Genomic DNA, 23,563 nt, shown 5'->3' on the forward strand with positions numbered 1-23,563 from the left:
GGAGATCAGTCATGAACGCCATAATTTCCATCTCCCGCCGCAGCTTCATCATCGGCGTGGCCTCCACGGCCGGCGGCCTGTCCCTCGGATTCAACGTGCCGTTCATCAAGCCCGCACTTGCCGAGGGCGCCGAGACCGCGCCGGAGATCAATGCCTGGGTGGTGATCAGGCCCGACGATACGGTTGTCATCCGCATCGCCCGTTCCGAGATGGGGCAGGGGACGCTGACCGGCCTGGCGCAACTCGTCGCCGAGGAGCTGAATTGCGACTGGTCAAAGGTCACGACCGAATATCCGTCGCCGGCCCAGAACCTCGCACGCGACCGCGTGTGGGGCAATTTCTCGACCGGGGGCAGCCGCGGTATCCGCGAGTCGCACGAGTATGTGCGCATTGGTGGCGCCGTTGCGCGCGAGATGCTGATTGCCGCAGCGGCCGCCGAATGGGGCGTGCCGGCCAGCGAATGCACTGCAAGGATGGGCATGGTCACGCATGCAGCATCCGATCGCGCCACCTTTTATGGTCAGTTGGCCGCCGCCGCCGCGCGGATGACGCCGCCCGCCAACATCACGCTGAAGGACCCCAAGGATTGGACCATAGCCGGCAAGCCGCTGCCGCGGCTCGACACGGCCGACAAGCTCAACGGCAGCCAGGTTTACGGTGTTGATCTCAAGCTGCCGAACATGCTCAACGCGGCGATCCGGGCCTGTCCGTATTTCGGCGGCAAGGTGGAGAGCTTCGACGCGGCGGCGGTCGCAGGCATGCCCGGCGTGCGCACCGTCGTTCAGGTCGACGAAACCGCCGTTGCCGTTGTCGCCGACACGTGGTGGCGGGCGAAGACCGCTCTCGATGCCCTGCCGGTCGTCTGGGACGAAGGTCCCAACAGGCAGGTCACCAGCGCCTCGATCGCGGCGATGCTCGAAGAGGGCCTCGCCGCAAATGATGTCTTCATTGGCGCCGAGCAAGGTGACGCGGGTGCCGCCCTGTCCGCCGCCGGCCGGACGGTCACGGCGACCTATGCCTACCCCTATCAGAACCATGCGACCATGGAGCCGATGAACGCGACGGCGCTCTACACGCCGGAGCGCTGCGAGGTATGGGTGCCGACCCAAAATGGCGAGGCGAGCCTTGCTGCAGCGGCCGAGGCCGCAGGCCTGCCGGTGCAGCAATGCGAGGTGCACAAGATCCATCTCGGCGGCGGCTTCGGCCGGCGCGGCAACTTCCAGGACTATGTGCGCCAGGCGGTCAGCATTGCCAAGCAGGTGCCAGGAACGCCCGTAAAGCTTATGTGGTCGCGCGAAGAGGATATGCTGCACGGCGCCTATCACCCGACCACGCGATGCCGACTGACGGGCTCGCTTGACGCGGACGGCAACCTGACCGCTCTGCACATGCGTATATCCGGCCAATCGATCCTTGCCGCAGTGCGGCCGGAAGGCATGCAGAACGGTATGGACCCGGTGGTCTTTCAGGGCCTCGTGCTCGCCGGCACGGAAGGCACGCTGGGATATACGGTGGACAATCTGCTTGTCGACCATGCGATGCGCAACCCGCCGATCCCGCCAGGATTCTGGCGCGGCGTGAACCTCAACCAGAACGCGCTCTACGTCGAGTGTTTCATGGACGAACTCGCCCATGCGGCCGGCGTCGACCCGCTCGCCTTCCGCCGCAAGCTGATGGCCAAACATCCGAAGCATCTCGCTGTGCTGGAGGCGGTTGCCGAACGGATCGGCTGGGACACCCCGGCCGCAGCGGGTGTTCACCGCGGGCTCGCGCAGATCATGGGTTTCGGCAGTTATGTCGCGGCGGCAGCGGAGGTTTCGGTCACCGACGGGCAGCTCAGGATCCACCGCATTGTGGCGGCCACCGATCCGGGTCATGTCGTCAATCCCGCACAGGTGGAACGGCAGGTCGAGGGCTCCTTCGTCTACGGCCTTTCCGCCTGCATTTACGGCGAGTGCACGGTCAATGGCGGCCGAATGGAGCAGGAGAACTTCGACAGCTACGAGGTTCTGCGCATGGCCGAGATGCTGGAGGTGGAGACGATCATACTGCCGTCCGGCGGCTTCTGGGGCGGCGTCGGCGAGCCGACCATAGCGGTCGCCGCGCCGGCCGTCCTCAATGCGATCTTCGCCGCCACCGGAAAGCGCATCCGCACGCTGCCGTTGAAAAACCATGACCTCGCATGACATGAGGCGCTCGAAGAACAGGCGCGGCAGACGATCGTTCGTGCCCGTTCTGCTTGCGGGGCTCGTGGCCAGCGCGTCGGCGAGGGCCGACGCGGCGCCTGGTGCGACGGCGTGCACCGGCTGTCACGGGCCGGCGGCGCTCGGCTCAGCCATCCCCTCGCTCGACGGCCATGCGGCCGACGACATCATTGCCCAGATGCAAGCCTTCCGTTCCGGTGAGCGCAAGGCGACGGTCATGGACCGCATCGCCAGGGGATTTACCGAGGAGGAGACGCGCGCCATCGCCGAATGGCTCGCCAAACCGGAGGCGGCACGCCATGCCCAGCCGTAGAGCCCTGATCGGCGGCGCGGCGGCCAGCGTCGCCGCGGCCGTCCTTACCGCGCCGCAGGTGCGCGCACAGGTGCAGCCCTGCGTGATCGTCGTCGGCGGCGGCTTTGCCGGGGCGAGCTGCGCCCGCGCGCTGAAACGGCTGGATCGCGACCTTGCCGTGACGCTGATCGAGCCAGATACAGCCTATCTGGCCTGCCCGTTCAGCAATGCCGTTGTTGCAGGGCTGCGTGGCATCGAGGCGCAGACCTTCGGTTATGACCGGTTCGGCGACATCGGCCTCATCCGCAAGCGCGCTGTCGCCGTCGATGCTGAGCGCCGGCGCGTTCGGCTCGAGGATGGTACAGACATCGGCTACGTCAGACTGGTGCTGGCGCCCGGCGTCGACCTGCGCTTCGACGCTTTGCCGGGCTACGACGAGGCGGCAGGGGCGATCATGCCGCATGCCTGGAAGGCGGGGCCGCAGACGCTGCTGCTGCGCGACCAGCTCGCGGCGATGCCGGACGGTGGGGTCGTCGTTCTCTCCGCGCCAGCCAATCCGTTCCGCTGCCCGCCCGGTCCCTACGAGCGGGCAAGCCTGATCGCGCATTACCTCAAGACCAGCAAGCCACGCTCCAAGCTGATCATCCTCGACGCCAAGGACGCCTTTTCGAAGCAGCGCCTGTTCGAAGCAGCCTGGCAAGAGCTCTATGCCGGCTTAATCGAATGGGTGCCGCTGTCCTTGGGCGGCAGGGTGACGGAAGTCGACCCGGCAACAAGGACGCTGGTGACCGAGTTCGGCAATCACAAGGCGGATGTCGCCAACGTGATCCCGCCGCAGCGTGCGGGCGGGATCGCGCAGTCGGCCGGCGTCGCCGATCAGACGGGCTGGTGTCCGATCGACCCGGTCACCTTCGAGTCCCGCCTGCAGCCGGCGATCCACGTCGTCGGCGACGCGGCGATCGGCGGGGCTATGCCGAAATCCGCCTTCAGCGCCAACGCCCAGGCAAAAGCCTGCGCCGCGGCGGTCAGCGCGCTGGTCAGGGAGCGGCAGCCGGCGCAGCCGAAGCTCATCAACACCTGCTACAGCCTGGTCGCGCCCGGCTACGGCATTTCGATCGCAGGCGTCTACCGGCCGCGCGACGGCCTGCTTGCCGAGGTGGAGGGTGCGGGCGGCACCAGCCCGCTCGAAGCACCGCCCTCCGATCGCGAACTGGAAGCGGCCTATGCGGAGGACTGGTTCCGAACGATCACCAGTGAAGTGTTCGGATGAGCAGGGTGGCTTGCCTCGCTCTTATCGGATTGCAGCTTGCGGCCTCGCCCGGTGCCGGCGAGGAGATGGGGTCTTATGTCGTGACCAGCGATGCGATCATGGAGCCTCTGGTCGGCGGCACGGGTGATCCGGCGCGCGGCGCCACGCTGATCTCGGACCGGCAGCGCAGCCTCTGCACGCTCTGCCACAGCGGCCCGTTTCCCGACGCGCATCTGCACGGCACGCTGGCGCCCGACCTGACCGGCGTCGGGGCAAGGCTTTCGGATGGCCAGATCCGGCTGCGCGTGGTCGACATGAAGCGGCTCGTGCCGAACACGATCATGCCTTCCTACTATCGGGTCGCGGATGAGCAAGTCCGGCGTGTCGCCACCGTCTGGCGCAGCAAGCCGATCCTGAGCGGCGCCGATATCGAGGATATCGTCGCCTATCTCACCACACTGAAGGGGTGATCATGCACGAAGACCCGCTTCGCTTGGCCGGACGGCGGCAGTTTCTTCGGGCCGGCATGACTGGTCTGCTGGTGATCAGTCTGCCGCGCTGGGCTGTTGCCCGTCCGAGCCTCGAGGACGCGATCCGGACCTTCACCGGGGGAGCCGATGTCCTCGAGGGCCGCGTCCGGCTCGATCTGCCACCCCTGGTCGAGAACGGCAACGCGGTCGGGATCACGGTCGCCGCCGAGAGCCCTATGACCGCGGACGACCATGTCCGGCGCATCGCGGTCTTCAACGAGAAGAACCCGGAGGCGAATGTCGCGGTTTTCCACCTCGGGCCGCGCACGGGCCGCGCCACCGTCTCGACGCGGATCCGGCTCGCGACCTCTCAGGTGGTGGTGGCCGTTGCAGAGATGAGCGACGGCAGCTTCTGGTCGAGCCGGGCGAGCGCCATCGTCACGCTGGCCGCCTGCATCGAGGATCTCTCATAATGGCGCGCGCGCTCGTCAATGTGCCGAAAATGACCAGGCAGGGCGAGGTCGTCGAGATCAAGGCGATGATCGCCCATCCGATGGAAACCGGCTATCGTATCGGCCCGAACGGCTCCAACATCCCCCGCGACATCATCCGCCGCTTCGCCTGCGCCTACAACGGCGAGGAGGTGTTTTCGGCCGATCTCTTTCCAGCGGTGTCGGCCAACCCGTTCATTGCCTTCACGCTCGTCGCCACGACGAGCGGCACGATCGACTTCACCTGGACGGACGACACAGGAAGGACGCAGACGGCGTCCGCCATGATAACGGTGAACTAATGCATACGCTCTGGCGGCTAGCAGCCCTCGGTGTTGCCGCTATTTGCGGCATCGTCTCTGCAGCCGGCATCGAAGACAGCGCGAAGCGCTCCGGTTTCGACTTTATGACGCCGGAGACGCAGGCGCTGCAGGCCGACGACACGAGCAACCCCGGCATGCTGTGGGTGCTGCAGGGCGAGCAGCTCTGGCAACAGGCTGGGGGCAGGGCGGATGTCGCCTGCGCCGGCTGCCATGGCGATGCTTCCCAGACGATGCGCGGCGTTGCCGCGCGCTACCCGGCCTTTGACGAGGCGATTGGACGGCCGATCGACCTTGCCGGGCGTATCAACTCCTGCCGAGCGGAGCGGCAGCAGGCCGAGCCGTTAGCGCCGGAGTCTGACGCTTTGCTCGCCCTGACGGCCTATGTGGCGCATCAGTCGCGCGGCATGCCAATCATACCGGCGACCGACGCCCGGCTCGCGCCGTTTCGCGACAGCGGACGGCGCCTGTTCCAGAGCCGCATCGGCCAGCTCGACCTCTCCTGCGCCTCCTGCCACGACGACAGTTGGGGCAAACGGCTCGGCGGCAGTGTCATCCCGCAGGCCCATCCGACCGGCTATCCGCTCTACCGACTGGAGTGGCAGACGGTCGGTTCGCTGCAGCGGCGCCTGCGCAACTGCATGATCGGGGTGAGGGCCGAGCCCTTCGCGTTCAGCGCACGCGAACTCGTCGAGCTGGAGCTCCATCTGATGGAGCGGGCCCGCGGCCTGCTGGTCGAGACGCCGGCGGTCCGGCCGTGATGCCGGCCGGTCTTCACCTGTCGCGGACGGACAGTTGATCGCAACTTCGGTCGTCTTATTCTCTGAAGCGCAGACGTTCCAGAAGGAGGCTGAAAGTTGGCGATGGCTGCCGCCGACTCGGGTCGAAGGCGTGGAGCCGTTCCGAAATGAGGTCGTGATCGCAACCAAGTTTGGCTGGAACATCGATCAAGAGACCGGCGAGCGGCGCCCGGCCTGAACAGCCGTTCGGACCACATCAAGATTGTTGAAGCGCCTGCGCACCGACCGCATCGATCTCCTCTACCAGCACCGCGTCGACCCTACAGTGCCGATCGAAGACGTGGCAGGCGCGGTCAAGGGCCTGATGGCGGAAGGCAAGGTCCTGCACGGGGCCTGTGAGATGGGGCTGGGAACGCTTCGCCGCGCGCATGGCGCACTGCCTGTCACGGCCGTCCAGAACGAATACTCCATGCTATGGCGTGGGCCGGAAGAAGAGGTGATCCCGAGGAACTTGGCATCGGCTTCGTGCCGTGGAGCCCGCTCGGGGCGGGTTCCTGGCGGGTGCTATCGATGCCAGGACACGGTTCGCCGAAGGCGACATTCGCGGGATCGAGTCACGGTTCTCGCCGGACAACCTGCCGCATAACCTGGCGTTGGTGGATCTGGTGAAGGCCTGGGCCGAACGGAAGCGGGCCACGCCCGCGCAGATCGCGCTAGCCTGGCTGCTGGCGCAAAAGCCCTGGATCGTGCCGATCCCCGGTACGACCCAGATGCCGCACATGCTCGAGAACACTGGTGCGGCCGACGTCCAGTTCACGCCGCCGAAGTCGCGGAGCTCAATGCGGCGGTGGCCGCGGTCGAGTTCAGGGGCGCACGCCTTCCTGACGCCGTGCTGGTCTATTCGGGCGTAGAAAGCGCCTCCGAAAGCCTGATCGCCATGGCTAGCCGTGACGGGAGGACCCGGTGACTTGACTGCCTTCATCTCGCGCCGGCAGGGCCCTGCAACGCTCGTTCCTGCTGCCTTTGATGGCGGGAGTGAGTTTGCGGCAACATGCGCTGATCCGACCGCGGCCGGTCGCAGTGCCTCGGTCCTAGTGGCCGCCTGAGCGCCACCCAGATTGTCTGCGCGCTTGATGCAACCCTGTTTCAGATCGTGCCGGCGGCGGCCTATTCGGAAGACTACGAGCCACAGGTCGCATAGGCAGAGGAGCGGCAGCGGGGTTACGAACCCGCCGCTGCAGGCGAGGGTGTCGGATCTGAGCTCCTATGAAACCGTGTTCCTGGGCTTTCCGATCTGGGGAATGACCGCGCCTTCCGTCATACGCTCGTTCCTGTCGCAGCACGACCTGTCGAACAAGACGGTGGTGCCGTTCATGGCGCATGGCGGCTATGGGCTCGGCAGCAGCCTGGCCGTAATCGCCGAACATGCACCAGGTGCCCGTCTGATCGATTGGTTTTCCAAACAATGCGACCAGGAGCGCGAGACGCTTCGAGAGGTCACTCGGTGGCTCGCGAGCGTCGAGATAGGCCGTTAGCCTGAGTTGTACACCCCCTAGCTCGTGTGCGTTCTGTGCTGTGGGTCTTCGATCGATCTCCGCCTACTTCAGGTCTTCCTCCAATTTTGCAGAAGCGGGCCTTTGCTCCCATAGACGGGATCCCTGCGTGGACGACCTACCTTCTGGATTGTCGCGAGCGCGCGATCATGCTCCTGGGCAGTCGTGCATTCATCATAGGTCCCAAATGGAGGATAGGCGCCGACCACTAGAAAATCGTCGGATGCCGAAAGGCATTGGTGCCCGGTGCCGGCCGGAAGAACCGCGACGTCGCCGGCCTTCAGGGACAGGGTTCGTCCCTTTTTGCCCCCAAACTGGACTTTGGCCGTTCCGGCTGCAACCCCGAGCACCTCATGTATTCGCGAATGGTAGTGAACGTAGTCGTAGATGCCATTCCGCCAGCTGTCCCCCCATCCATTGGCCTCGAAAAGCTCCTCCAAGACGGCTGCGGGATCAAATTCCTCAGGCAGCCTCACGGCGCCACGATAGACGACAAGCGGCCAAAACGGATGATTGGGCACCAGGCCATCATCCTTGAACCAAAACTCATTCGCTTTTCGCCGCCTTACAAGACCGGTTACTTCTTGCCTGCCCGGTCTTGCGACACCGGTAACCTGCTCGACAGCTTTCTTGGCACTCTGCAGAATGCTCATAATGTAGCCTGCATTGCTGGCTGTCAGAAGACGAGCCTTCATGCCGATTCAACCGTCTTCATGCCGGTCGGTTCCGCTGCCTGTTCGGTAGGGATCTACGCCGTGTCTATGTCTGCCCTGCGCTTCACCGATCAGGCGATGGCCATCGAGGACGGCCGGTTGGTCGCATGCGGGTCATCGCCGGACGTCATCACATCCGATCTGCTGCGGGACATTAATCATGTCAACGCGCGAATCGCACCGTGCTCGCGCGGCATCGGCCACGTTAGATGGCATGGCGGGTGGGGCGTCGGACGGTCATTGTGTCGGCAGCGAAACCGAATCCGGGATTCGGGGAAGATTCTAAGCGGTAGTCGTCCCGGCCGCATGATAGCAACCGCATTACACCCGTTTCTTGGGCTTTTCGGTGCAATTCGAGCGCTCTGATCTACAGACACCTCTGACCGCTGCTTGAGGGCGGAGTGTGCTTGCATTCAGCTCCAGGCGTGGCTGGCCAGCCCATAAACCCAAGGTCCGTTGCTTTCCCGGTTCAGAAACCGGCGGCCTTTGGACATTGTCGTCACGGTCTCGGCAACGCCGAGGCCGCTCTGCTGAAGGAACTCGGCAAACACGCCATCCCTCTCGCGGGTATCGACGCGCGCGAATCGACCTGCCAGCTTCTTCAGATGGACGGCGGTGAGATGAACCGCGTCCTGGTCGCTCCGAGCCACAATGGGGCCAATCACGTGGCCGCGCCCGAACTCGCGACACATGGAATAGCCAACGACCTCGCCGCCACGACTCAAAGTGGCGATTGAGGCATCGTCCGAGAGCAAGGCAAGCAGCCTTGCACGGTTTGTCCCGAATGCGCGCGCGTCCAGCGCGGTGATGTCGCCGAACCTGTCGCTAGGCAGGTCACTTAGTTCACCGTCGAGAGCTGGCATCGGCGGGAGTGTTTGGGGGACCTGTCCCTGGCGCATATAGTCGATCGCCTCGCTCGTGAAGCCGAGCGAAATATACAGAGGATAGGCGGGATGAGTTGCATTCAGAGCCAGATTGCGATCCCCGCACTGCTCAAGGACCTGTTCCATGAGCCATCGGCCACCTCCCTGCGCCTGTGCGCGGGGCGTCGTGATCACAAGACCAATGGTGGCAAAATCGTCCCCGTGGGGAAACCACATCGCGCTTCCGAAGACGCGCCCAATTCCGTCAACGGCGACGATGCCGTGGCCGGCGCGGCGCAACAAATCCCAGTCCTTGGGGCGATGCGGCCAGCGGACAGAAATCGATAGTGCATGCAGCAGCTCAACGTCGACATCATTGATGTCCCGCGCAACCAGTTCAAAGGATTTCAGGCGCACTGATCTCTGCATCTCAGTCGATCGGCTCCTTCAAACCAAAGCCCAGCGTCGCAAGCATGTGGTGTTTCCGTCGTCGACGCCATGTCACGACAGGCCTCATTTGCCGCAGCTTTACACGGGAAAGCTAGCAGGTTTCGCTGGTTCGAGGCGTTTTTTCGCAATCTTCAGCCGAAGCACGACGCGATTCGGCAGGGAACACTGCTGCCTACGGATAGGCTGGTCGCACCCGGTGACAATGTGCAAGCAGAGCGGACCGCCATGAACGTGGAAGAAATCCTCGCGACCCTGATTGCATTTCCCTCTGTTGTGGGCACCCCAAACGGCGCGATCGTCAATTGGATCCGCGACTACTGTCAGGCAGCGGGAGCCGAGGTGACGGTTCTTCCTGGTCCCGAGGGCGACCGGTCCAACCTCTTCGTCACGATCGGCCCGCGCGAGGGTCGGGGCTACATCATCTCGGGACATGTGGATGTCGTGCCGGCCGGCGAGCCGGAATGGAGCTCGGATCCGTTTGTCCTGCGCCGCGAGGGCGGCAGGCTTTACGGCCGCGGCGCCACCGACATGAAGGGCTTTCTCGCCTGCGCATTGGCCACGCTCCCAGGACTTGCGGCGATGAACCTGCGGCAGCCAATTCATCTCGCATTCTCCTACGATGAAGAGGCGGGGTGCCGTGGCGTACCGCATCTCTTAGCTGCGTTGCCAGGCCTATGCGAGAGGCCGCTTGGCGCGATTGTCGGCGAGCCGAGCCGGATGCAGCCGGTGCGCGCGCACAAGGGGAAGGCCGCTGCGCGGCTCGAGGTGGTCGGGCGATCCGGCCATTCGTCTCGCCCCGATCTCGGACTCAATGCCGTGCACGCCATGGCCGGCGTCATCACGCACGCCGTGGCCTATGGCCAATCCCTCGCCGACGGACCGCTCGATCAAGATTTCGAACCCCCATATTCTTCGTTGCAGGTGGGCGTCATCGCCGGTGGACAGGCGGTCAACGTCATCGCTGGCCACTGCACCGCCGATATCGAGGTACGTGCCGTGCCGGGCGTTTCTCCATCCTCCCTGCTTGAGCCGGTCAAGGCTGGGCTTTTTGCCCTGCGCGACAGCGGCTTCCAGGTAATTTGGCACGAGTTGAGTTCCTATCCCGCCCTTGCACCCGCGAAGGGGAGTGAGCTAGCGGCGGTTCTGACCGAGCTGACGGGGCAGGAGCCGCACACAGCGGTCAGTTACGGCACGGAGGCCGGGCTTTATCAGCAGGCCGGTATCGATGCGATCATTTGCGGCCCCGGCGACATCGGCCGTGCTCACCGTGCCGACGAATATATCGAGACCGGTGAACTCGCCGCTTGCCGGAAGATGATCCACGGGCTCGGCGCGCGTCTCGCGGCCTGAAGGAAGGGGCGGTTTCCATGGCGTTTCTTTTCAATTCCGATGCCGCGCGTGCTGCGGTATTCCGCGAGATCTTCGCGCGCGAGCTCCCGGAGCTGGAATTCTTCCATTCCGGCGAGGAGATGGAGCCGGAGAAGGTGCGCTATCTCATTACCTGGACGGTGCCGGACGAGATCTCGCGCTACCGCAATCTGCAAGTGCTATTTTGCATCGGAGCGGGCGTCGACCAGTTCAAGCAGGACGTGGTGCCAAGCCATGTGAAGCTTGTGCGGATGGTCGAGGATGGCATCATCCGCATGATGCAGGAATACGTCGCGCTCGGCGTGTTGGCGCTCCACCGGGAGGTGCCCGCCTATCTCGAGCAGCAGAAAAGGTGCCTCTGGCAACCAATTGCCGCTCGACAGGCGGCCGAGCGCCGGGTTGGCTTCCTCGGCCTTGGCATGCTGGCGCAGGCGGCTATCGAGCGCTTGAAGCCGTTCCAGTTTCCGCTTGCCGGGTGGAGCCGCAGCGAAAAGCGGATAGAGGGGGTGGCCTGTTTTCATGGCGCGGACCAACTCGCGGGCTTTCTGAAGCAAACGGATATTCTCGTCTGCCTGCTGCCGCTGACGGAACAAACGCGCGGCATGCTCGATGCAAAGCTCTTCGACCTACTGCCCGCCGGGGCGCGGCTGCTGCATGTCGGCAGGGGTCCGCAACTCGACCAGGCCGCACTGATCGACGCGCTCGACACCGGTCACGTATCTGCGGCGATGCTTGACGTAACTGATCCAGAACCGCTCCCGGAACACCATCCGCTGTGGTCGCATCCGAAGGTGATGATAACGCCGCACATCGCCTCGGTGACGCAACCGCATACGGCGGCGCAATCCGCCGTGGACAACATCCGGCGCCACCGCGCCGGGAAGGCTCTGATCGGCCTCGTCGATCGGACGCTCGGCTACTAACCAGGAAACCTCAAATGTCACTTCTGATCACTGTCGACACAAATCCCGCCTTCACGCCGAAGGAGGCATTGCCGCTGCCGGAGCGGCTCATTTCCGGCACTCCATCCTTCAAGACCTGGGCGCAGGATGCCTCGAAAGGTGAGAAGGTTCTGACCGGCGTCTGGGAGGCGACGCCCGGCGAGACGCATTCGATCAAAGGCACCACCTACGAGTTCTGCCACATCATTTCGGGTGTGATCGAAATCGAGGAGAAGGGGGGCGAGACGAAGACCTATCGCACCGGCGACAGCTTCGTGATGAAGCCCGGTTTCGTCGGCGTCTGGCGCACGATCGAGACCGTGCGCAAGATCTACGTCTGCGTTTATGACTGAGTTCAATGTTCAAGGTCCTGCCGAATAGCGCGCGCGGCGGTTCCAGAACAATCGACTTTCCAAGTTCCGCCTGACGCGGTTCGACGCCGTCGGGCGGCTCATCCTCGACGGAAAATGCGGCGCGCGGTCCATTATTGTTCGATGAAACGCTAGTGCGAATGAGGACCTCCATCAAATGAAGACCTACAACATAGCGCTCATCCCGGGCGACGGCATCGGCAAGGACGTGACCGAGTCGGCATGGCAGGTGATGCAGGCGGCGGCAAAACGGGGCGGTTTCGCCCTTGATGGCAAACGCTTCCCATGGTCCTGCGCCTACTACCTGGAAACCGGCGCGATGATGCCGCCAGACGGCATCGAGACACTTCGAGAATTCGATGCGATCTATCTCGGCGCTGTGGGGTGGTCCGCGGAAGTGCCCGACTCAGTATCGCTTCACGGACTGCTCCTGCCGATCCGGAAAGGGTTCACGCAGTACGCCAACATACGACCGCACAGGCTGTTGCCGGGCGTTCAGGGGCCCCTCCGCTCTGATGGATTCGACATCCTGTGCATACGCGAGAATACGGAAGGCGAATATTCCGGCGCCGGCGGGCGCGTCCATTCCGGCACGGCCAATGAGGTCGCGATTGAGACGGCAATCTTCACGCGTGCGGGTGTCGAACGGATCATGCGTTTCGGTTTCGAACAGGCGCGGGCGCGCCGCCAGAAGCTCGCATCTGTGACCAAATCCAACGCGCAGAAACATTCCATGGTTTTCTGGGATGAGGTGACGCGCGAGATAGCGAAAGACTATCCCGATGTAGAAGTCTCGCACTACCACATCGACGCCATGGCTGCCCGCATGGTGCTGGCGCCTGAGAGCCTCGACGTAATCGTCGCCTCGAACCTGTTTGGCGACATCCTCACCGATATCGGAGCGGCCATTCAGGGCGGGCTGGGTTATGCTGCCTCTGCCAATATCAACCCCGATCGCAGCGCACCTTCCATGTTCGAGCCTGTCCATGGTTCGGCACCCGATATCGCGCATCTCGGCGTCGCCAATCCGATCGCCGCGATCTGGTCCGGTGCGATGATGCTCGAGCATCTGGGCGAGCGGCATGCTGCGGCCGAAGTGATGTCGGCGATCGAGTCCGTAACCGCGCGGGGCATAGGCACGATCGCAGGCAAGGACCGGACTGAAACCATCACGCGAGCCGTGCTTGCGGCACTGAGCTGAAAGGGCAGAGGAAAAAGACCATGAATGCGATCACGAAGATTGGCACCTTTAACGATACGGACCTGTTCCGCCAGCAGGCGTTGATTGGCGGTGTGTGGCGGGAAGCGGACACAAAGGCCGTCGCCGAGGTCACCAACCCCGCCAGCCTGAATGTTCTCGGCACCGTTCCCGACATGGGCGGCGACGAGACCAGGGCCGCGATCAGCGCTGCGGCCGAGGCATTCAGGAGTTGGAGGAAGAAGACTCATGCCGAGCGCGGGGGACTGCTGGAACGCTGGCACGACCTCATTCGCCGGCATGAACAGGATTTGGCGCTTCTGCTGACTCTGGAACAGGGTAAGCCGCTTGCCGAAGCGCTCGCGGAGATCCGCTACGGCGCGTCGTTCGTGAAATGGTTTGCGGAGGAGGCGCGCCGGATCGGTGGCTCGACCATTCCGTCACCCACTGCCGATCGCCGCATTCTGGTTCTCAAGGAAGCAGTCGGCGTCTGCGCCGTCATCACCCCGTGGAATTTCCCCAACGCGATGATCACGCGCAAAGTCGCCCCCGCACTGGCTGCCGGCTGCACGGTGGTGATCAAGCCGTCCGAGTTCACACCATTTTCGGCGCTCGCGCTCGGCGTCCTGGCGGAGCGAGCGGGCATCCCGGCAGGCGTTATCAACATCGTAACCGGCATGCCGGCGGAGATCGGCAAAGAGCTGATGGCCAACGAAACGGTGCGCAAGATCTCCTTCACAGGTTCAACCCGCGTCGGCGCGCTTCTGATGAAGGGCGCCGCCGACGGCATCAAAAGGCTCAGCCTCGAGCTCGGCGGGAACGCGCCTTTCATCGTCTTCGATGACGCAGATCTCGATCTCGCCGTCGAAGGGGCAGTAAACTCCAAATTTCGGAATGGCGGCCAGACCTGCGTCTGTGCCAACCGCATTCTCGTGCAGGCCGGCATCTATGAGGCGTTTGCTGCGAAGCTCGCCAGCCGAGTTGCAGAGATGAAGGTTGGCGCCGGTACAGAGGAGGGCGTCGTCATCGGGCCGATGATCAATGGTGCCGCCATTGAGAAGATCGAGCGGCATGTCGCCGATGCTTTGGAGAAAGGCGCCCGGATAATTGCCCGGAGCGAAGCAGTGCCGGAAGGCAAGCAATACGCCCGGCCTATTCTGCTCGGCGACGCCACGACCGAAATGCTCCTGGCGTCGGAAGAGACGTTCGGCCCCGTGGCTCCGCTCTTCCGCTTCGAGACGGAGGAAGAAGCGATCGCGATCGCCAACGGAACGCCCTTCGGCCTTGCCGCCTATTTCTACACGGAAAACCTCAAACGATCGTGGCGTGTCGCTGAGGCGCTGGAGTTCGGCATGGTCGGACTCAACACCGGTCTTATCTCGACTGAGGTCGCGCCGTTCGGCGGTGTGAAGCAGTCGGGGCTGGGGCGCGAAGGATCGCAGCTGGGGATTGAGGAATATCTGGAGGTCAAGACGCTTCACGTCGGCGGCTTGCATTAGAGGCTATCCGGAATCCCAAGACCGAGACCAGCAATGAGAGAGGGGCGGTCGAACCGCCCCTTTCTCATTCGATACATCGGATGCCGCGATGGCCGGAGACCCGCCAGCCTCAAGCAACTTCCCGAACGGGCTCCAGTCCGACGGCGGCGGCCAGACCTCCGATATCCTTGATCTCGGTATATTCGTAGAAGAGGTTCGCGGGCTCGTGGCCGCGATTCACCCAGACCTTGCTCTTGATACCGAGATCATAGGCGGTCATGAGATCGTAGCGGAATGAGGACGACACGTGCGTAATGTCCTCAGGGCCGCAGCCGAGCTTGTCGAACATATATTCGAAGCCCTTCATCAAAGGCTTGTAGGCGCCGGTCTCCTCGGCCGTGATGACCATGTGGAAGGGTGCGCCGAGCTTCTCCACGTTTGACATGATCAGGCTGTTCATGGAGTTGGATAGGATCACCAGCGGGATTTCCTTGGCGACCTTGGCCAGCCCCGCCGGGACATCCGGGTGCGGACCCCATGTCGGCACTTCCTCATAGATGCGCTGGGCATCCTCGGGCCGGAATGCGACGCCGTTGCGCTTGCAGGTCCGTTCCACGGAATTGTGCACGACCTCGATATAGGGCTTCCAGGCGCCAAGAACCTCGTCGAGGCGATAGCCCGCGAAATCCTTGATGAACTGCGTCAACGCGGCAGGCGAAAGCTGCGAGCCGTAGACGCGCCTCGCGGCACCGGCCATATCGAAATTGGTGAGCGTGCCGTAGCAGTCGAAGGTGATGTATTTCGGTCTGAACGTCGACATGGCGACCATCCTCCTAGTTTTCCTCGGCACAGCGTGCCTGTACCGCAATCACCATAGTCGGCGACATGGAAGACTAACGGCCGCATTCGCCGCGACCTGAAGCAGATCGTTTCGTATTGCATCGCCGGATTGGCAGAGAGTTGCGCCAGGTGTCCTTTCGAGCTTGGGAGCAGCACGGCCTGTCGGCCATGCTTCGGCAGAAGATGCGGCGCGAGCGGCGAAGGATAGCGAAAACGCGTAGCGCATGGCCGTGCGTCGGGAGGAACTGCTGTCTTCGGCGGTTTACCGTTAGCACCTGAAGACGAAGGCCGGAAATTCATCATGACCACACGACAGATCATCCTTGAAGAGATGACACCGGGGCACCTGGAAGGTGCTGTCGAGTTGTCTCGCCAAGTTAAATGGCCGCATCGCCGCGAGGATTGGGAGCTGGTCCAGTCGATCAGCCGGGGGATCGTCGCTCTGGAAGAAGAACGCGTGGTGGCGACCATCATGATTACCCCCTACGGCGACGATGCCGCCACCATCAACATGGTGATCGTCGATGCGGCCATGCGCGGCCGCGGGCTCGGCCGAAAGATGGTGGAGGAGGCGCTTGCCAAGGCGGGTGAGCGCACTTGCTATCTGGTGGCGACACAGGAAGGGCTCCCGCTTTATGAGAAGCTGGGCTTTGTTACGACAGGCGAGATCGTGCAGTATCAGGGCGAGGCTTTGCCGGTCGACGCACCGGACCATGTATCCTGGAGCGAGAGCGGCGATCATGGCCGCCTCGTGGCGCTGGATCGCGCGGCGTATGGATATGACCGTTCGGCGCTGATGCAGCTCTTGCGAGAGCGGGCGAAGTTCGCCGTCGTTCGTGACGAAGGCGAAGTCCAGGCCTTTGGGGCGATCCGCCCGTTCGGTCGAGGCTTGGTCATCGGCCCAGTGGTGGCGAGAAACGGTACCGAAGCCAAGGCGCTGATCGACTTTCTGCTCGCCCATCACCAGGGCAGGTTTGTCCGTCTCGATACGGATGGTTCCACAAATCTCGCTGAATGGCTCACCGGGCGCGGGCTCGCGCACGTCGGCGGTGGGATCACGATGCGACGCTCCATGGCCACGCACAAAGAAAGCAAGCCCGCGCATCACCGCACATATGCGTTGGTCAGTCAGGCACTCGGTTGAATCGGAGGAAGAAATGCTGGCAAACTCACTGATCGAACTCGATCGCGCACATCTGGTTCACCCGTTTTCATGCTATCGGGGCCACGAGGAAACCGGTGTGCGGGTGCTCAAATCCGCCAAGGGCGCGATGGTGACCGATGCAAGCGGGAAAACGCTGCTGGACGGATTCGCGGGTCTATGGTGTGTAAACATCGGATACGGGCAGGAAAGCGTCGTTGAGGCAGCGGCCAAGCAGCTAAGAGAGCTTCCCTATGCGACGGGATATTTCGGGCTGGGGTCCGAGCCTGCCATTCGTCTTGCTGCCAGACTTGCCGAACTGGCGCCCGGCGATCTGAACCATGTCTATTTCACGCTGGGCGGTTCCGACGCAGTCGACAGCACGATCCGTTTCATTCGCTACTACTACCATGCCAAGGGTAAGCCGCAAAAGGACCAGTTCATCTCGGTCGAGTATGGCTACCACGGATCCTCGACGGCAGGGTCCGGTCTGACCGCGATCCCGGCTTTCCATGCGGGCTTCGGCGTGCCTTACGACTGGCAGCACAAGATTCCCTCGCACTACGCCTATCGCAATCCGGTCGGTTCCGATCCGCAGACGATTATCGACGCATCGGTCGCGGCCCTGCGCGCCAAGATCGCGGAACTCGGCGCGGACCGCGTTGCGGCCTTCTACGCCGAACCTATTCAGGGTTCGGGCGGAGTTCTCGTTCCACCGACAGGCTGGCTGAAGGCCCTGCACGCCGTGTGCAAGGAACACGACATTCTGTTCGTTGCCGACGAAGTCATCACTGCCTTTGGCCGCACCGGCCCGCTCTTCGCCTGTGACGAGGACGATGTGGTGCCGGATTTCATGACCACGGCGAAGGGACTGACCTCGGGCTACGTGCCGATGGGCGCAGTCTTCATGTCGGACCGTGTCTACAATACGATCGCGGATGGAGCCGGCAAAGCGGCTGTCGGCCATGGCTACACCTATTCAGCCCATCCCGTGAGCGCGGCGGTGGGGCTGGAATGCCTGCGTCTCTACGAAGAGGGCTTGCTCGAGAACGGGCGTAAGGCCGGGAAGCGCTTGATGGAAGGCCTTCGCTCGCTCGCCGACCACCCGCTGGTTGGCGATATTCGCGGTCGCGGCATGCTCGCCGCGGTCGAGCTGGTCACCGACAAGGAGCGCAAGACGCCCCTGCCGGTGGCAGCCGATCCGGGTCGCCGTATTTTCGACCGCGCATGGGCGAACGGCCTCGTCATCCGCGCCTTCAACAGCGGCATCCTGGGCTATGCGCCGCCGCTCTGCTGCACAGAGGACGATATCGATGGAATCCTCGAACGCACGCGGATGACGCTGGATCAAACCCTCGAAGACCAGGACGTGCGGGCAGCAATGAAAAGATGATCGTCCAGACTGCCGCCGCATGCGCGGGGCAGCCTCTTCCTCATCTGTCGAATATGGCGTCGAGCGGCAGGTGAGATTTCACGATAGGGGATTTCAGCACGACGAAGCTGAAATATTTGTCGATGCCGATGTCCATTTCGACAAGGCGCTCCATGACCGTCTGGTATTCGGTGATTCCCGCTGTCACAAACTTCACCAGGTAGTCGTAGCCACCTGAAACAAGATGGCATTCGATGACGGAATCGATCTTCTCGACGGTGGCAAGAAACCGCGCGAAGTCGTTCTGCCGATGGTTCCTGAGCGTGATCTCGGTGAAGACCATCAACGTCTGCCCGAGCTTGGAGACGTCGATCTGGGCGGAATAACCGGTGATGAAGCCTTCCGCCTGAAGCTTCTTGACCCGCATCAGGCAGGGGCTCGGTGACAGATACACCAGCTCGGCAAGCTCGACGTTGGATATGCGCCCGTTCTTTTGCAGCTCGGAGAGAATTTTGATGTCGATCTTGTCGAGCTTCATCAGAAACCTGTCAGACGTTCGAACCGCGGATCGTCCGGCAAACGGCGTCCGTTACTTCCTGCGTGGTCGCGGTGCCACCAACGTCCGGCGTCAGCACGCCTTCCCTTGTCACCGATTCCACGGCGCGCATCAGCCGGTCGGCCGCTTCGTTCTCGCCCAGATGGTCAAGCATCTGGGCAACGGTCCAGAAGGTGGCGACAGGGTTGGCGATACCTTTGCCGGCAATGTCGAATGCCGAGCCGTGGATAGGCTCGAACATCGAGGGGTAGCGCCGCTCGGGATCAATATTGGCGGTCGGTGCTACACCGAGGCTGCCCGCAAGCGCGCCTGCAAGGTCCGACAATATGTCGGCGTGAAGATTGGTGGCGACAATCGTATCGAGGCTCCGTGGTTTCAGCGTCATACGCGCCGTCATAGCATCAACCAGCATCTTGTCCCACGTGACGTCCGGGAATTCCCGTGCCACCTCGGCGGCGATTTCGTCCCACATTACCATGCCGTGACGCTGCGCGTTGGATTTCGTAACAACTGTCAGGAGCTTTCGCGGCCGTGACTGCGCCAGCCGGAATGCATAGCGCATGATGCGGGTGACGCCGACGCGCGTGAAGATCGCGACCTCAGTTCCGACTTCCTCGGGGAGGCCGCGATGGGCGCGGCCGCCGTGGCCGGAATACTCGCCCTCGGAATTCTCCCGCACGATCACCCAATCGAGATCGCCAGGGCCAACGCCCGCCGGCGGAGAAGCAATGCCCGGCAATATTCTTGTCGGCCGCACGTTCGCGTATTGATCAAAGCCTTGGCAAATCGGCAGCCGGAGCCCCCAGAGCGTGATGTCGTCGGGCACACCGGGAGCGCCGACCGCGCCAAAGAAGATAGCGTCGAAGCGCTTCAGTTGCGCCACGCCATCTTCGGGCATCATCCGACCATGGCCCTTGTAATAGTCTGAGCCCCAGTCGAAGTGCTGGACGCGCAGCTTGAAGTCGCCGCAGCGCTCTTCAAGTGTCTCAAGCGCCTGGAGACCGGCGGCAATGACCTCTGGGCCGATCCCGTCGGCTGGAATGGCGGCAATCTCATATTCGCGCATCGTCACTTCCCCCGTTGTTTTCAGTGCTGGCCGCCTTGCGGCCTCGATCTCGTGTGCGACCGGTTGGACGTTGGCAAATCGGTCTTCTCAGAATTCAGCGACCTTGCCCCACGCAGCGGTCTTCAGGCGCTCCGGCCTATAAGGACGCGGATCGACGATCGGCTCGCTGCCCGTGATGATGTCGGCAATCATATGCCCCGCGCCGGGGCCGATCCCGAAGCCGTGGCCGCTAAATCCCGCCGCCAGGATAAAACCCGGAATCCCCTCGATTTCACCGACTGCGGGAATGCCATCGGGCGTGCTGTCGATATAACCCGCCCAGGCATCGGAGATCGCGACGCGCTTGAGTTCGGGCATCAATTCGCAGGCTCGTCGATATGTCAGCCGAATCTGCCTCATGTCAGGTTTGGGGTCGAGAATCCGATTCCGTTCCATTGGTGTCACGTCGTCAAGTACCCATTTCCTCAGGCTTTCATGACCTTGACGCCAGCCCTCGAACGCTCCCGGGGCCAGACTGCGCCAGCGGCGGGCGAACATGGGCACGAACTCGCGGCTGAACCTGAGCTGCTGCGGCGTTGGATCGACTCGCGCCCGCCCGCTGATCGCCAGAGTGTATCCACCGTTGCCGCGCCGCGTCAGCGAGACGCGCGCGGTATGCAGGGCATCCGGCAGGCCATTTGCGCCCGGCGCTACGGCTAGAATGGACTGACGCACGGCAGCTTGCGGGAAACGAATACCAAGCTGGTTGCAGAAGGAAGAAGCCCACGCGCCTCCGGCCATGACCACGGTCCTTGTCCGGATGGTTCCCGCTTCTGTAACGACGCCGCTGACCCGGCCGGCACTCAACTCTACGCCGCGAGCCGTGCAATATTGATGTACGGAGCCGCCAGCCGCCATGATCCCTCGCGCGGCTACAGGTACCGCCCTCGAGGTGTCTGCCGTTCCGTCGGTCGGTGAGAAAACGCCGCCCTTCCACTTGCAGCCGGTCGCTTTACCCCGTTCGGTGGCTTTTTCCGCGCTCAGCATATGCGTCGTGACGCCGACCCTCCTTGCAAAATCGCGCCACTTTGCCCAACCTGCGAGTTCATCGTCGTTCTGCGACAAATAGAGCAGCCCGCAACGACGAAAGCCGGTGTCTTCGCAAGTCTCCTGCGCCACTTTTTCCCAGAGATCGAGGCTCTTGGTTGCCATCGGCAACTCGCGCGCGTCACGGTTCTGCTGGCGGCACCAGCCCCAGTTGCGGCTGGACTGTTCGGCGGCAACGCGCCCCTTCTCCAGCAGGGCAACGCTGACGCCGCGGCGTGCGAGATAATATGCCGTGAATACGCCTACCACGCCGCCGCCGATGACGACGACGTCCGCCTCGCGAGGCAGGGATGGGCTGGAATCGATGTGGATGAGCGGCGCGGGCATGGATGGGGACTCCGGTAATTTGAAGCATCCTAACCTGCCCCCTCCAGAGGCAGGCCGCGAAGTTTGTGCCTGGACGGAATATCGTGCGGTTAGCGGCCTCTAGGACGGGCAATTGTTGCGCGAAAAGCTCGCTGGTACCGGGGCAAGCAGGAGTACACTTCATGCAGTCGCGTCATCTACGGCATGGCTATTCAGGGCGCGCGGCGCACAGTTGCCGACCCTGATCGGCAGTGCCTTGGCCTACATTGCGATGGGCCGCACGGACACCGTTCCGCTCGACCGCATTGCGTGGCACACGGTGTCGATGCACGCCGGAGCCCTGGTTCCTGCCCGTCGTGGGCGAGTGTTACCGCATGAAGGATATGATTGCCGGATCATGTCGCGGGCCCCGAACAGCTGCAGAGTGAAATGCCGAACTGGACGTTCTTTTCAGAAGTTCCTGCCGCCCGAGGGCCAAGTTTCGATGACTCTGCGGAAACAAAACAGTCAAACTGGCTGAAAGAACGGAGCAACCTTTCCTTATGGCAGGCAAGCTCCAGAGGACTTCCGATAGGCAGGGCTTACGCCTTCGGAGAGTTCTCCAACAAAAGGGAACAGTGTCCGGTACACGGACCGGATTTCATCAAGGGAGCCGCCAGGATGAGCAGAATCCGTTTCTCGCAGCCTCAGGGCGCGAAGCGCCGAGATGGCCAGACGACGGCCGCTCCGGTGAGGCGCTTCTGCTCAAAGGGCGATGATTCGGTCCGCAACAGCGTGGACCCGTTCGGTTTAAAGGGGAGGTGATCTCGATGGTCGCAAGCATCCAGGCTGTAGCCCCCCACGATGTGGCGCTTTCGATACGCGACCTCACGGTGAATTTGCCGGAAGGCATGGAACGGACCCATGCCGTCGAGAACATCTCCTTTGATCTGAAGCGCGGTCAGATCCTGTGCATCATCGGCGAATCCGGATCGGGAAAGTCTGTCACAGCCAATGCGATCATGGGGCTACTGCCCAAGGTGATCCGCGTCTCCTCGGGCGCCATCCAGCTGGATGGGATGAACATCATAGGTTTGTCGCCCGACAAGCTGCGCAGCCTACGCGGTCGGGTTGTGTCGATGATTTTCCAGGATCCGCTCTCGGCACTCAACCCGCTGATGACGGTGGGCGCGCAGATCGACGAAGTGATGGCGGCACATGGCGTCGGCACCCCGAAATCCCGTCGTGGCCGCGCTGTCGAGTTGCTGACCGAGGTGGGGCTGCCCGATCCCGAACTCATGTATCATCAGTATCCGTTCCGGCTTTCTGGCGGGCAGCGGCAGCGGGTTATGATCGCCATGGCGCTGGCGCTTGAACCCACGATCCTGATCGCGGATGAACCGACGACCGCGCTCGACGTGACCACCCAGGCACAGATTCTGGAGCTGATCCGCGACATTCAGCGCCGCAAGGGAATGAGCGTCATGTTCATCACCCACGACTTCGGGGTGGTGGCCGAGATCGCAGACAGTGTCGTCGTGATGGAGAAGGGCCACATCGTCGAACAGGGTAGCGCTCAACAGGTCCTAAAGTCGCCCAGCCATCCCTACACCCGGCGCCTTATCGCAGCCGTCCCCCACCTGACCGGCGAGGACCGCATTCCTCTGGAGACGGCCAACAAAGCGCCGATCCTGAAGGTCGAGGGCCTGGTGAAGACCTACCGCAGCGGCAGTGCGCTGTTCGGCAAGGAGCGCGTCGTGCCCGCCGTTAACGAGGTCTCGTTCGATCTGGCGCCCGGGCGCACGCTGGGCGTCGTTGGCGAGAGCGGTTCCGGCAAATCATCGCTGGGCCGGCTTCTGATCAAGCTGCTGGACTGCGACGGGGGCGGGATTCTGTTCGAGGGCCGCGACATTGCCAGGCTTTCCGAAGCCGAGTTCCGCCCGCTGCGGCCGCGGGTCCAGATGATCTTCCAAGACCCCTTCGCGTCGCTCAACCCGCGTTCGACTGTCGGCCACATCCTGACCGTTGGCCCAGTCGCGCACGGGATGCCCTATGCCCAAGCGCGTGAAGAAGCGAAGGCGCTGTTGGCTCATGTCGGGCTCGATGCCGGCGCCTTTGGTCGCTTTCCGCACGAATTTTCCGGTGGGCAGCGCCAGCGCATAGGCATCGCCCGCGCGCTGATGTTCAAGCCGAAGCTGCTGATCGCCGACGAGGCGGTCTCGGCGCTCGACGTCTCGATCCAGGCCCAGATCCTGCAGCTTCTGGACCAGATCCAGCGAGAGACCGGCGTATCGATGATCTTCATCACCCACGATCTGCGCGTCGCCAGCCAGATCTGCGACGAAATCGCGGTGATGCAGAAAGGGCGGATCGTTGAACGCGGACCACCCTCGCAAATCTTCCTCGACCCGCAATCAGCCTACACACGTGAGCTGGTGGCGGCGATTCCTGGAGAGCAGCCGGGATCTACCCGTCCGGTTGCAGCAAATGGGTAAGAGCCACGGCGGATACCGCCA

The 23,563-nt window shown here is 63.1% G+C and carries 22 protein-coding genes and 1 pseudogene; 17 read left to right on the forward strand and 6 right to left on the reverse strand.

Annotated elements, in window-relative coordinates; all coding sequences use genetic code 11:
- The first annotated feature begins 11 nt into the window (after positions 1 to 11).
- From ACWTU8_RS08790 to ACWTU8_RS08830, 9 genes and pseudogenes are all read left to right on the forward strand, one after another.
- Entirely contained in the window at positions 12 to 2,186 is a 2,175-nt protein-coding gene (locus ACWTU8_RS08790) for a molybdopterin cofactor-binding domain-containing protein (RefSeq protein WP_455847812.1), read from the forward strand.
- Positions 2,173 to 2,517: a c-type cytochrome gene (locus ACWTU8_RS08795; protein ID WP_245485894.1), complete on the forward strand. Its 345-nt coding sequence runs from the start codon at positions 2,173 to 2,175 to the stop codon at positions 2,515 to 2,517. The genes ACWTU8_RS08790 and ACWTU8_RS08795 overlap by 14 nt, the downstream gene beginning before the upstream one ends.
- Positions 2,504 to 3,766: an FCSD flavin-binding domain-containing protein gene (locus ACWTU8_RS08800; protein WP_455847813.1), complete on the forward strand. Its 1,263-nt coding sequence runs from the start codon at positions 2,504 to 2,506 to the stop codon at positions 3,764 to 3,766. Before ACWTU8_RS08795 ends, ACWTU8_RS08800 begins: the two co-directional genes overlap by 14 nt.
- The gene (soxX, locus tag ACWTU8_RS08805) at positions 3,763 to 4,215 is read left to right on the forward strand and encodes a sulfur oxidation c-type cytochrome SoxX (RefSeq protein ID WP_455847814.1); all 453 of its coding nucleotides are present in this window, start codon (positions 3,763 to 3,765) and stop codon (positions 4,213 to 4,215) included. The genes ACWTU8_RS08800 and soxX overlap by 4 nt, the downstream gene beginning before the upstream one ends.
- Before the next feature lie 2 nt (positions 4,216 to 4,217).
- The gene (locus ACWTU8_RS08810; protein ID WP_455847815.1) at positions 4,218 to 4,688 is read left to right on the forward strand and encodes a SoxY-related AACIE arm protein; all 471 of its coding nucleotides are present in this window, start codon (positions 4,218 to 4,220) and stop codon (positions 4,686 to 4,688) included.
- Positions 4,688 to 5,008 carry a thiosulfate oxidation carrier complex protein SoxZ gene (gene soxZ, locus ACWTU8_RS08815; protein WP_455847816.1) on the forward strand — a complete coding sequence of 107 codons (321 nt, stop codon included), beginning with the start codon at positions 4,688 to 4,690 and terminating at the stop codon, positions 5,006 to 5,008. Before ACWTU8_RS08810 ends, soxZ begins: the two co-directional genes overlap by 1 nt.
- Positions 5,008 to 5,787 carry a sulfur oxidation c-type cytochrome SoxA gene (gene soxA / locus ACWTU8_RS08820; protein ID WP_455847817.1) on the forward strand — a complete coding sequence of 260 codons (780 nt, stop codon included), beginning with the start codon at positions 5,008 to 5,010 and terminating at the stop codon, positions 5,785 to 5,787. The genes soxZ and soxA overlap by 1 nt, the downstream gene beginning before the upstream one ends.
- Positions 5,788 to 5,911: 124 nt before the next feature.
- Positions 5,912 to 6,733 (forward strand): annotated as a pseudogene (locus tag ACWTU8_RS08825) (aldo/keto reductase); the annotation flags it as partial.
- A 166-nt stretch (positions 6,734 to 6,899) separates the two neighbouring features.
- The gene (locus ACWTU8_RS08830) at positions 6,900 to 7,301 is read left to right on the forward strand and encodes a flavodoxin (protein WP_455847818.1); all 402 of its coding nucleotides are present in this window, start codon (positions 6,900 to 6,902) and stop codon (positions 7,299 to 7,301) included.
- A 68-nt stretch (positions 7,302 to 7,369) separates the two neighbouring features.
- Here the strand turns inward: ACWTU8_RS08830 and ACWTU8_RS08835 are convergent, their stop codons facing one another.
- Positions 7,370 to 7,972: a cupin domain-containing protein gene (locus ACWTU8_RS08835; RefSeq protein ID WP_455848417.1), complete on the reverse strand. Its 603-nt coding sequence runs from the start codon at positions 7,970 to 7,972 to the stop codon at positions 7,370 to 7,372.
- Between the two features lie 473 nt (positions 7,973 to 8,445).
- Positions 8,446 to 9,324 (reverse strand): GNAT family N-acetyltransferase, encoded by an 879-nt coding sequence (locus ACWTU8_RS08840; RefSeq protein WP_455847819.1) that lies wholly within the window; start codon positions 9,322 to 9,324, stop codon positions 8,446 to 8,448.
- A 246-nt stretch (positions 9,325 to 9,570) separates the two neighbouring features.
- Here ACWTU8_RS08840 and argE point away from each other — a divergent pair, with 246 nt between their 5' ends.
- From argE to ACWTU8_RS08865, 5 genes are all read left to right on the forward strand, one after another.
- The gene (argE, locus tag ACWTU8_RS08845) at positions 9,571 to 10,695 is read left to right on the forward strand and encodes an acetylornithine deacetylase (RefSeq protein WP_455847820.1); all 1,125 of its coding nucleotides are present in this window, start codon (positions 9,571 to 9,573) and stop codon (positions 10,693 to 10,695) included.
- Positions 10,696 to 10,712: 17 nt separating this feature from the next.
- Positions 10,713 to 11,636, forward strand: coding sequence for a 2-hydroxyacid dehydrogenase (locus ACWTU8_RS08850; RefSeq protein ID WP_455847821.1), 924 nt, complete (start codon positions 10,713 to 10,715; stop codon positions 11,634 to 11,636).
- A gap of 14 nt (positions 11,637 to 11,650) precedes the next feature.
- Positions 11,651 to 12,007: a cupin domain-containing protein gene (locus tag ACWTU8_RS08855; protein WP_394886188.1), complete on the forward strand. Its 357-nt coding sequence runs from the start codon at positions 11,651 to 11,653 to the stop codon at positions 12,005 to 12,007.
- A 175-nt stretch (positions 12,008 to 12,182) separates the two neighbouring features.
- Positions 12,183 to 13,226 (forward strand): tartrate dehydrogenase, encoded by a 1,044-nt coding sequence (locus ACWTU8_RS08860; protein WP_455847822.1) that lies wholly within the window; start codon positions 12,183 to 12,185, stop codon positions 13,224 to 13,226.
- A gap of 20 nt (positions 13,227 to 13,246) precedes the next feature.
- The gene (locus ACWTU8_RS08865; protein ID WP_455847823.1) at positions 13,247 to 14,722 is read left to right on the forward strand and encodes an NAD-dependent succinate-semialdehyde dehydrogenase; all 1,476 of its coding nucleotides are present in this window, start codon (positions 13,247 to 13,249) and stop codon (positions 14,720 to 14,722) included.
- A gap of 109 nt (positions 14,723 to 14,831) precedes the next feature.
- Here ACWTU8_RS08865 and ACWTU8_RS08870 read toward each other — a convergent pair whose 3' ends face one another.
- Positions 14,832 to 15,521 (reverse strand): haloacid dehalogenase type II, encoded by a 690-nt coding sequence (locus ACWTU8_RS08870; protein WP_455847824.1) that lies wholly within the window; start codon positions 15,519 to 15,521, stop codon positions 14,832 to 14,834.
- Positions 15,522 to 15,842: 321 nt separating this feature from the next.
- Between ACWTU8_RS08870 and ACWTU8_RS08875 the strand changes: the two genes are divergently transcribed.
- Positions 15,843 to 16,685, forward strand: coding sequence for a GNAT family N-acetyltransferase (locus ACWTU8_RS08875; RefSeq protein WP_455847825.1), 843 nt, complete (start codon positions 15,843 to 15,845; stop codon positions 16,683 to 16,685).
- Between the two features lie 13 nt (positions 16,686 to 16,698).
- Positions 16,699 to 18,075 (forward strand): aminotransferase class III-fold pyridoxal phosphate-dependent enzyme, encoded by a 1,377-nt coding sequence (locus ACWTU8_RS08880; RefSeq protein WP_455847826.1) that lies wholly within the window; start codon positions 16,699 to 16,701, stop codon positions 18,073 to 18,075.
- A 40-nt stretch (positions 18,076 to 18,115) separates the two neighbouring features.
- On the opposite strand, the gene ACWTU8_RS08885 is transcribed toward ACWTU8_RS08880, so the two are convergent.
- The 3 genes from ACWTU8_RS08885 to ACWTU8_RS08895 form a co-directional block, all read right to left on the reverse strand.
- Positions 18,116 to 18,592, reverse strand: a complete 477-nt coding sequence (locus tag ACWTU8_RS08885; RefSeq protein WP_455847827.1) for an Lrp/AsnC family transcriptional regulator — start codon at positions 18,590 to 18,592, stop codon at positions 18,116 to 18,118.
- 10 nt (positions 18,593 to 18,602) lie between these two features.
- Positions 18,603 to 19,676 carry a tartrate dehydrogenase gene (locus tag ACWTU8_RS08890; RefSeq protein ID WP_455847828.1) on the reverse strand — a complete coding sequence of 358 codons (1,074 nt, stop codon included), beginning with the start codon at positions 19,674 to 19,676 and terminating at the stop codon, positions 18,603 to 18,605.
- A gap of 87 nt (positions 19,677 to 19,763) precedes the next feature.
- Positions 19,764 to 21,089, reverse strand: a complete 1,326-nt coding sequence (locus ACWTU8_RS08895) for an NAD(P)/FAD-dependent oxidoreductase (RefSeq protein ID WP_455847829.1) — start codon at positions 21,087 to 21,089, stop codon at positions 19,764 to 19,766.
- Positions 21,090 to 21,877: 788 nt separating this feature from the next.
- Here ACWTU8_RS08895 and ACWTU8_RS08900 point away from each other — a divergent pair.
- Positions 21,878 to 23,542, forward strand: a complete 1,665-nt coding sequence (locus tag ACWTU8_RS08900; RefSeq protein ID WP_455848418.1) for an ABC transporter ATP-binding protein — start codon at positions 21,878 to 21,880, stop codon at positions 23,540 to 23,542.
- Positions 23,543 to 23,563: the final 21 nt, after the last annotated feature.

The organism is Mesorhizobium sp. BHbdii, assembly GCF_053848045.1.

Excerpts from the sequence above, each read along its gene's own strand:
- ACWTU8_RS08790 (WP_455847812.1), top strand. The coding sequence starts at position 12 with ATGAACGCCATAATTTCCATCTCCCGCCGCAGCTTCATCATCGGCGTG.
- ACWTU8_RS08795 (WP_245485894.1), top strand. The coding sequence starts at position 2,173 with ATGACCTCGCATGACATGAGGCGCTCGAAGAACAGGCGCGGCAGACGA.
- ACWTU8_RS08800 (WP_455847813.1), top strand. The coding sequence starts at position 2,504 with ATGCCCAGCCGTAGAGCCCTGATCGGCGGCGCGGCGGCCAGCGTCGCC.
- soxX (WP_455847814.1), top strand. The coding sequence starts at position 3,763 with ATGAGCAGGGTGGCTTGCCTCGCTCTTATCGGATTGCAGCTTGCGGCC.
- ACWTU8_RS08810 (WP_455847815.1), top strand. The coding sequence starts at position 4,218 with ATGCACGAAGACCCGCTTCGCTTGGCCGGACGGCGGCAGTTTCTTCGG.
- soxZ (WP_455847816.1), top strand. The coding sequence starts at position 4,688 with ATGGCGCGCGCGCTCGTCAATGTGCCGAAAATGACCAGGCAGGGCGAG.
- soxA (WP_455847817.1), top strand. The coding sequence starts at position 5,008 with ATGCATACGCTCTGGCGGCTAGCAGCCCTCGGTGTTGCCGCTATTTGC.
- ACWTU8_RS08830 (WP_455847818.1), top strand. The coding sequence starts at position 6,900 with ATGCAACCCTGTTTCAGATCGTGCCGGCGGCGGCCTATTCGGAAGACT.
- ACWTU8_RS08835 (WP_455848417.1), bottom strand. The coding sequence starts at position 7,972 with ATGAGCATTCTGCAGAGTGCCAAGAAAGCTGTCGAGCAGGTTACCGGT.
- ACWTU8_RS08840 (WP_455847819.1), bottom strand. The coding sequence starts at position 9,324 with ATGCAGAGATCAGTGCGCCTGAAATCCTTTGAACTGGTTGCGCGGGAC.
- argE (WP_455847820.1), top strand. The coding sequence starts at position 9,571 with ATGAACGTGGAAGAAATCCTCGCGACCCTGATTGCATTTCCCTCTGTT.
- ACWTU8_RS08850 (WP_455847821.1), top strand. The coding sequence starts at position 10,713 with ATGGCGTTTCTTTTCAATTCCGATGCCGCGCGTGCTGCGGTATTCCGC.
- ACWTU8_RS08855 (WP_394886188.1), top strand. The coding sequence starts at position 11,651 with ATGTCACTTCTGATCACTGTCGACACAAATCCCGCCTTCACGCCGAAG.
- ACWTU8_RS08860 (WP_455847822.1), top strand. The coding sequence starts at position 12,183 with ATGAAGACCTACAACATAGCGCTCATCCCGGGCGACGGCATCGGCAAG.
- ACWTU8_RS08865 (WP_455847823.1), top strand. The coding sequence starts at position 13,247 with ATGAATGCGATCACGAAGATTGGCACCTTTAACGATACGGACCTGTTC.
- ACWTU8_RS08870 (WP_455847824.1), bottom strand. The coding sequence starts at position 15,521 with ATGTCGACGTTCAGACCGAAATACATCACCTTCGACTGCTACGGCACG.
- ACWTU8_RS08875 (WP_455847825.1), top strand. The coding sequence starts at position 15,843 with ATGACCACACGACAGATCATCCTTGAAGAGATGACACCGGGGCACCTG.
- ACWTU8_RS08880 (WP_455847826.1), top strand. The coding sequence starts at position 16,699 with ATGCTGGCAAACTCACTGATCGAACTCGATCGCGCACATCTGGTTCAC.
- ACWTU8_RS08885 (WP_455847827.1), bottom strand. The coding sequence starts at position 18,592 with ATGAAGCTCGACAAGATCGACATCAAAATTCTCTCCGAGCTGCAAAAG.
- ACWTU8_RS08890 (WP_455847828.1), bottom strand. The coding sequence starts at position 19,676 with ATGCGCGAATATGAGATTGCCGCCATTCCAGCCGACGGGATCGGCCCA.
- ACWTU8_RS08895 (WP_455847829.1), bottom strand. The coding sequence starts at position 21,089 with ATGCCCGCGCCGCTCATCCACATCGATTCCAGCCCATCCCTGCCTCGC.
- ACWTU8_RS08900 (WP_455848418.1), top strand. The coding sequence starts at position 21,878 with ATGGTCGCAAGCATCCAGGCTGTAGCCCCCCACGATGTGGCGCTTTCG.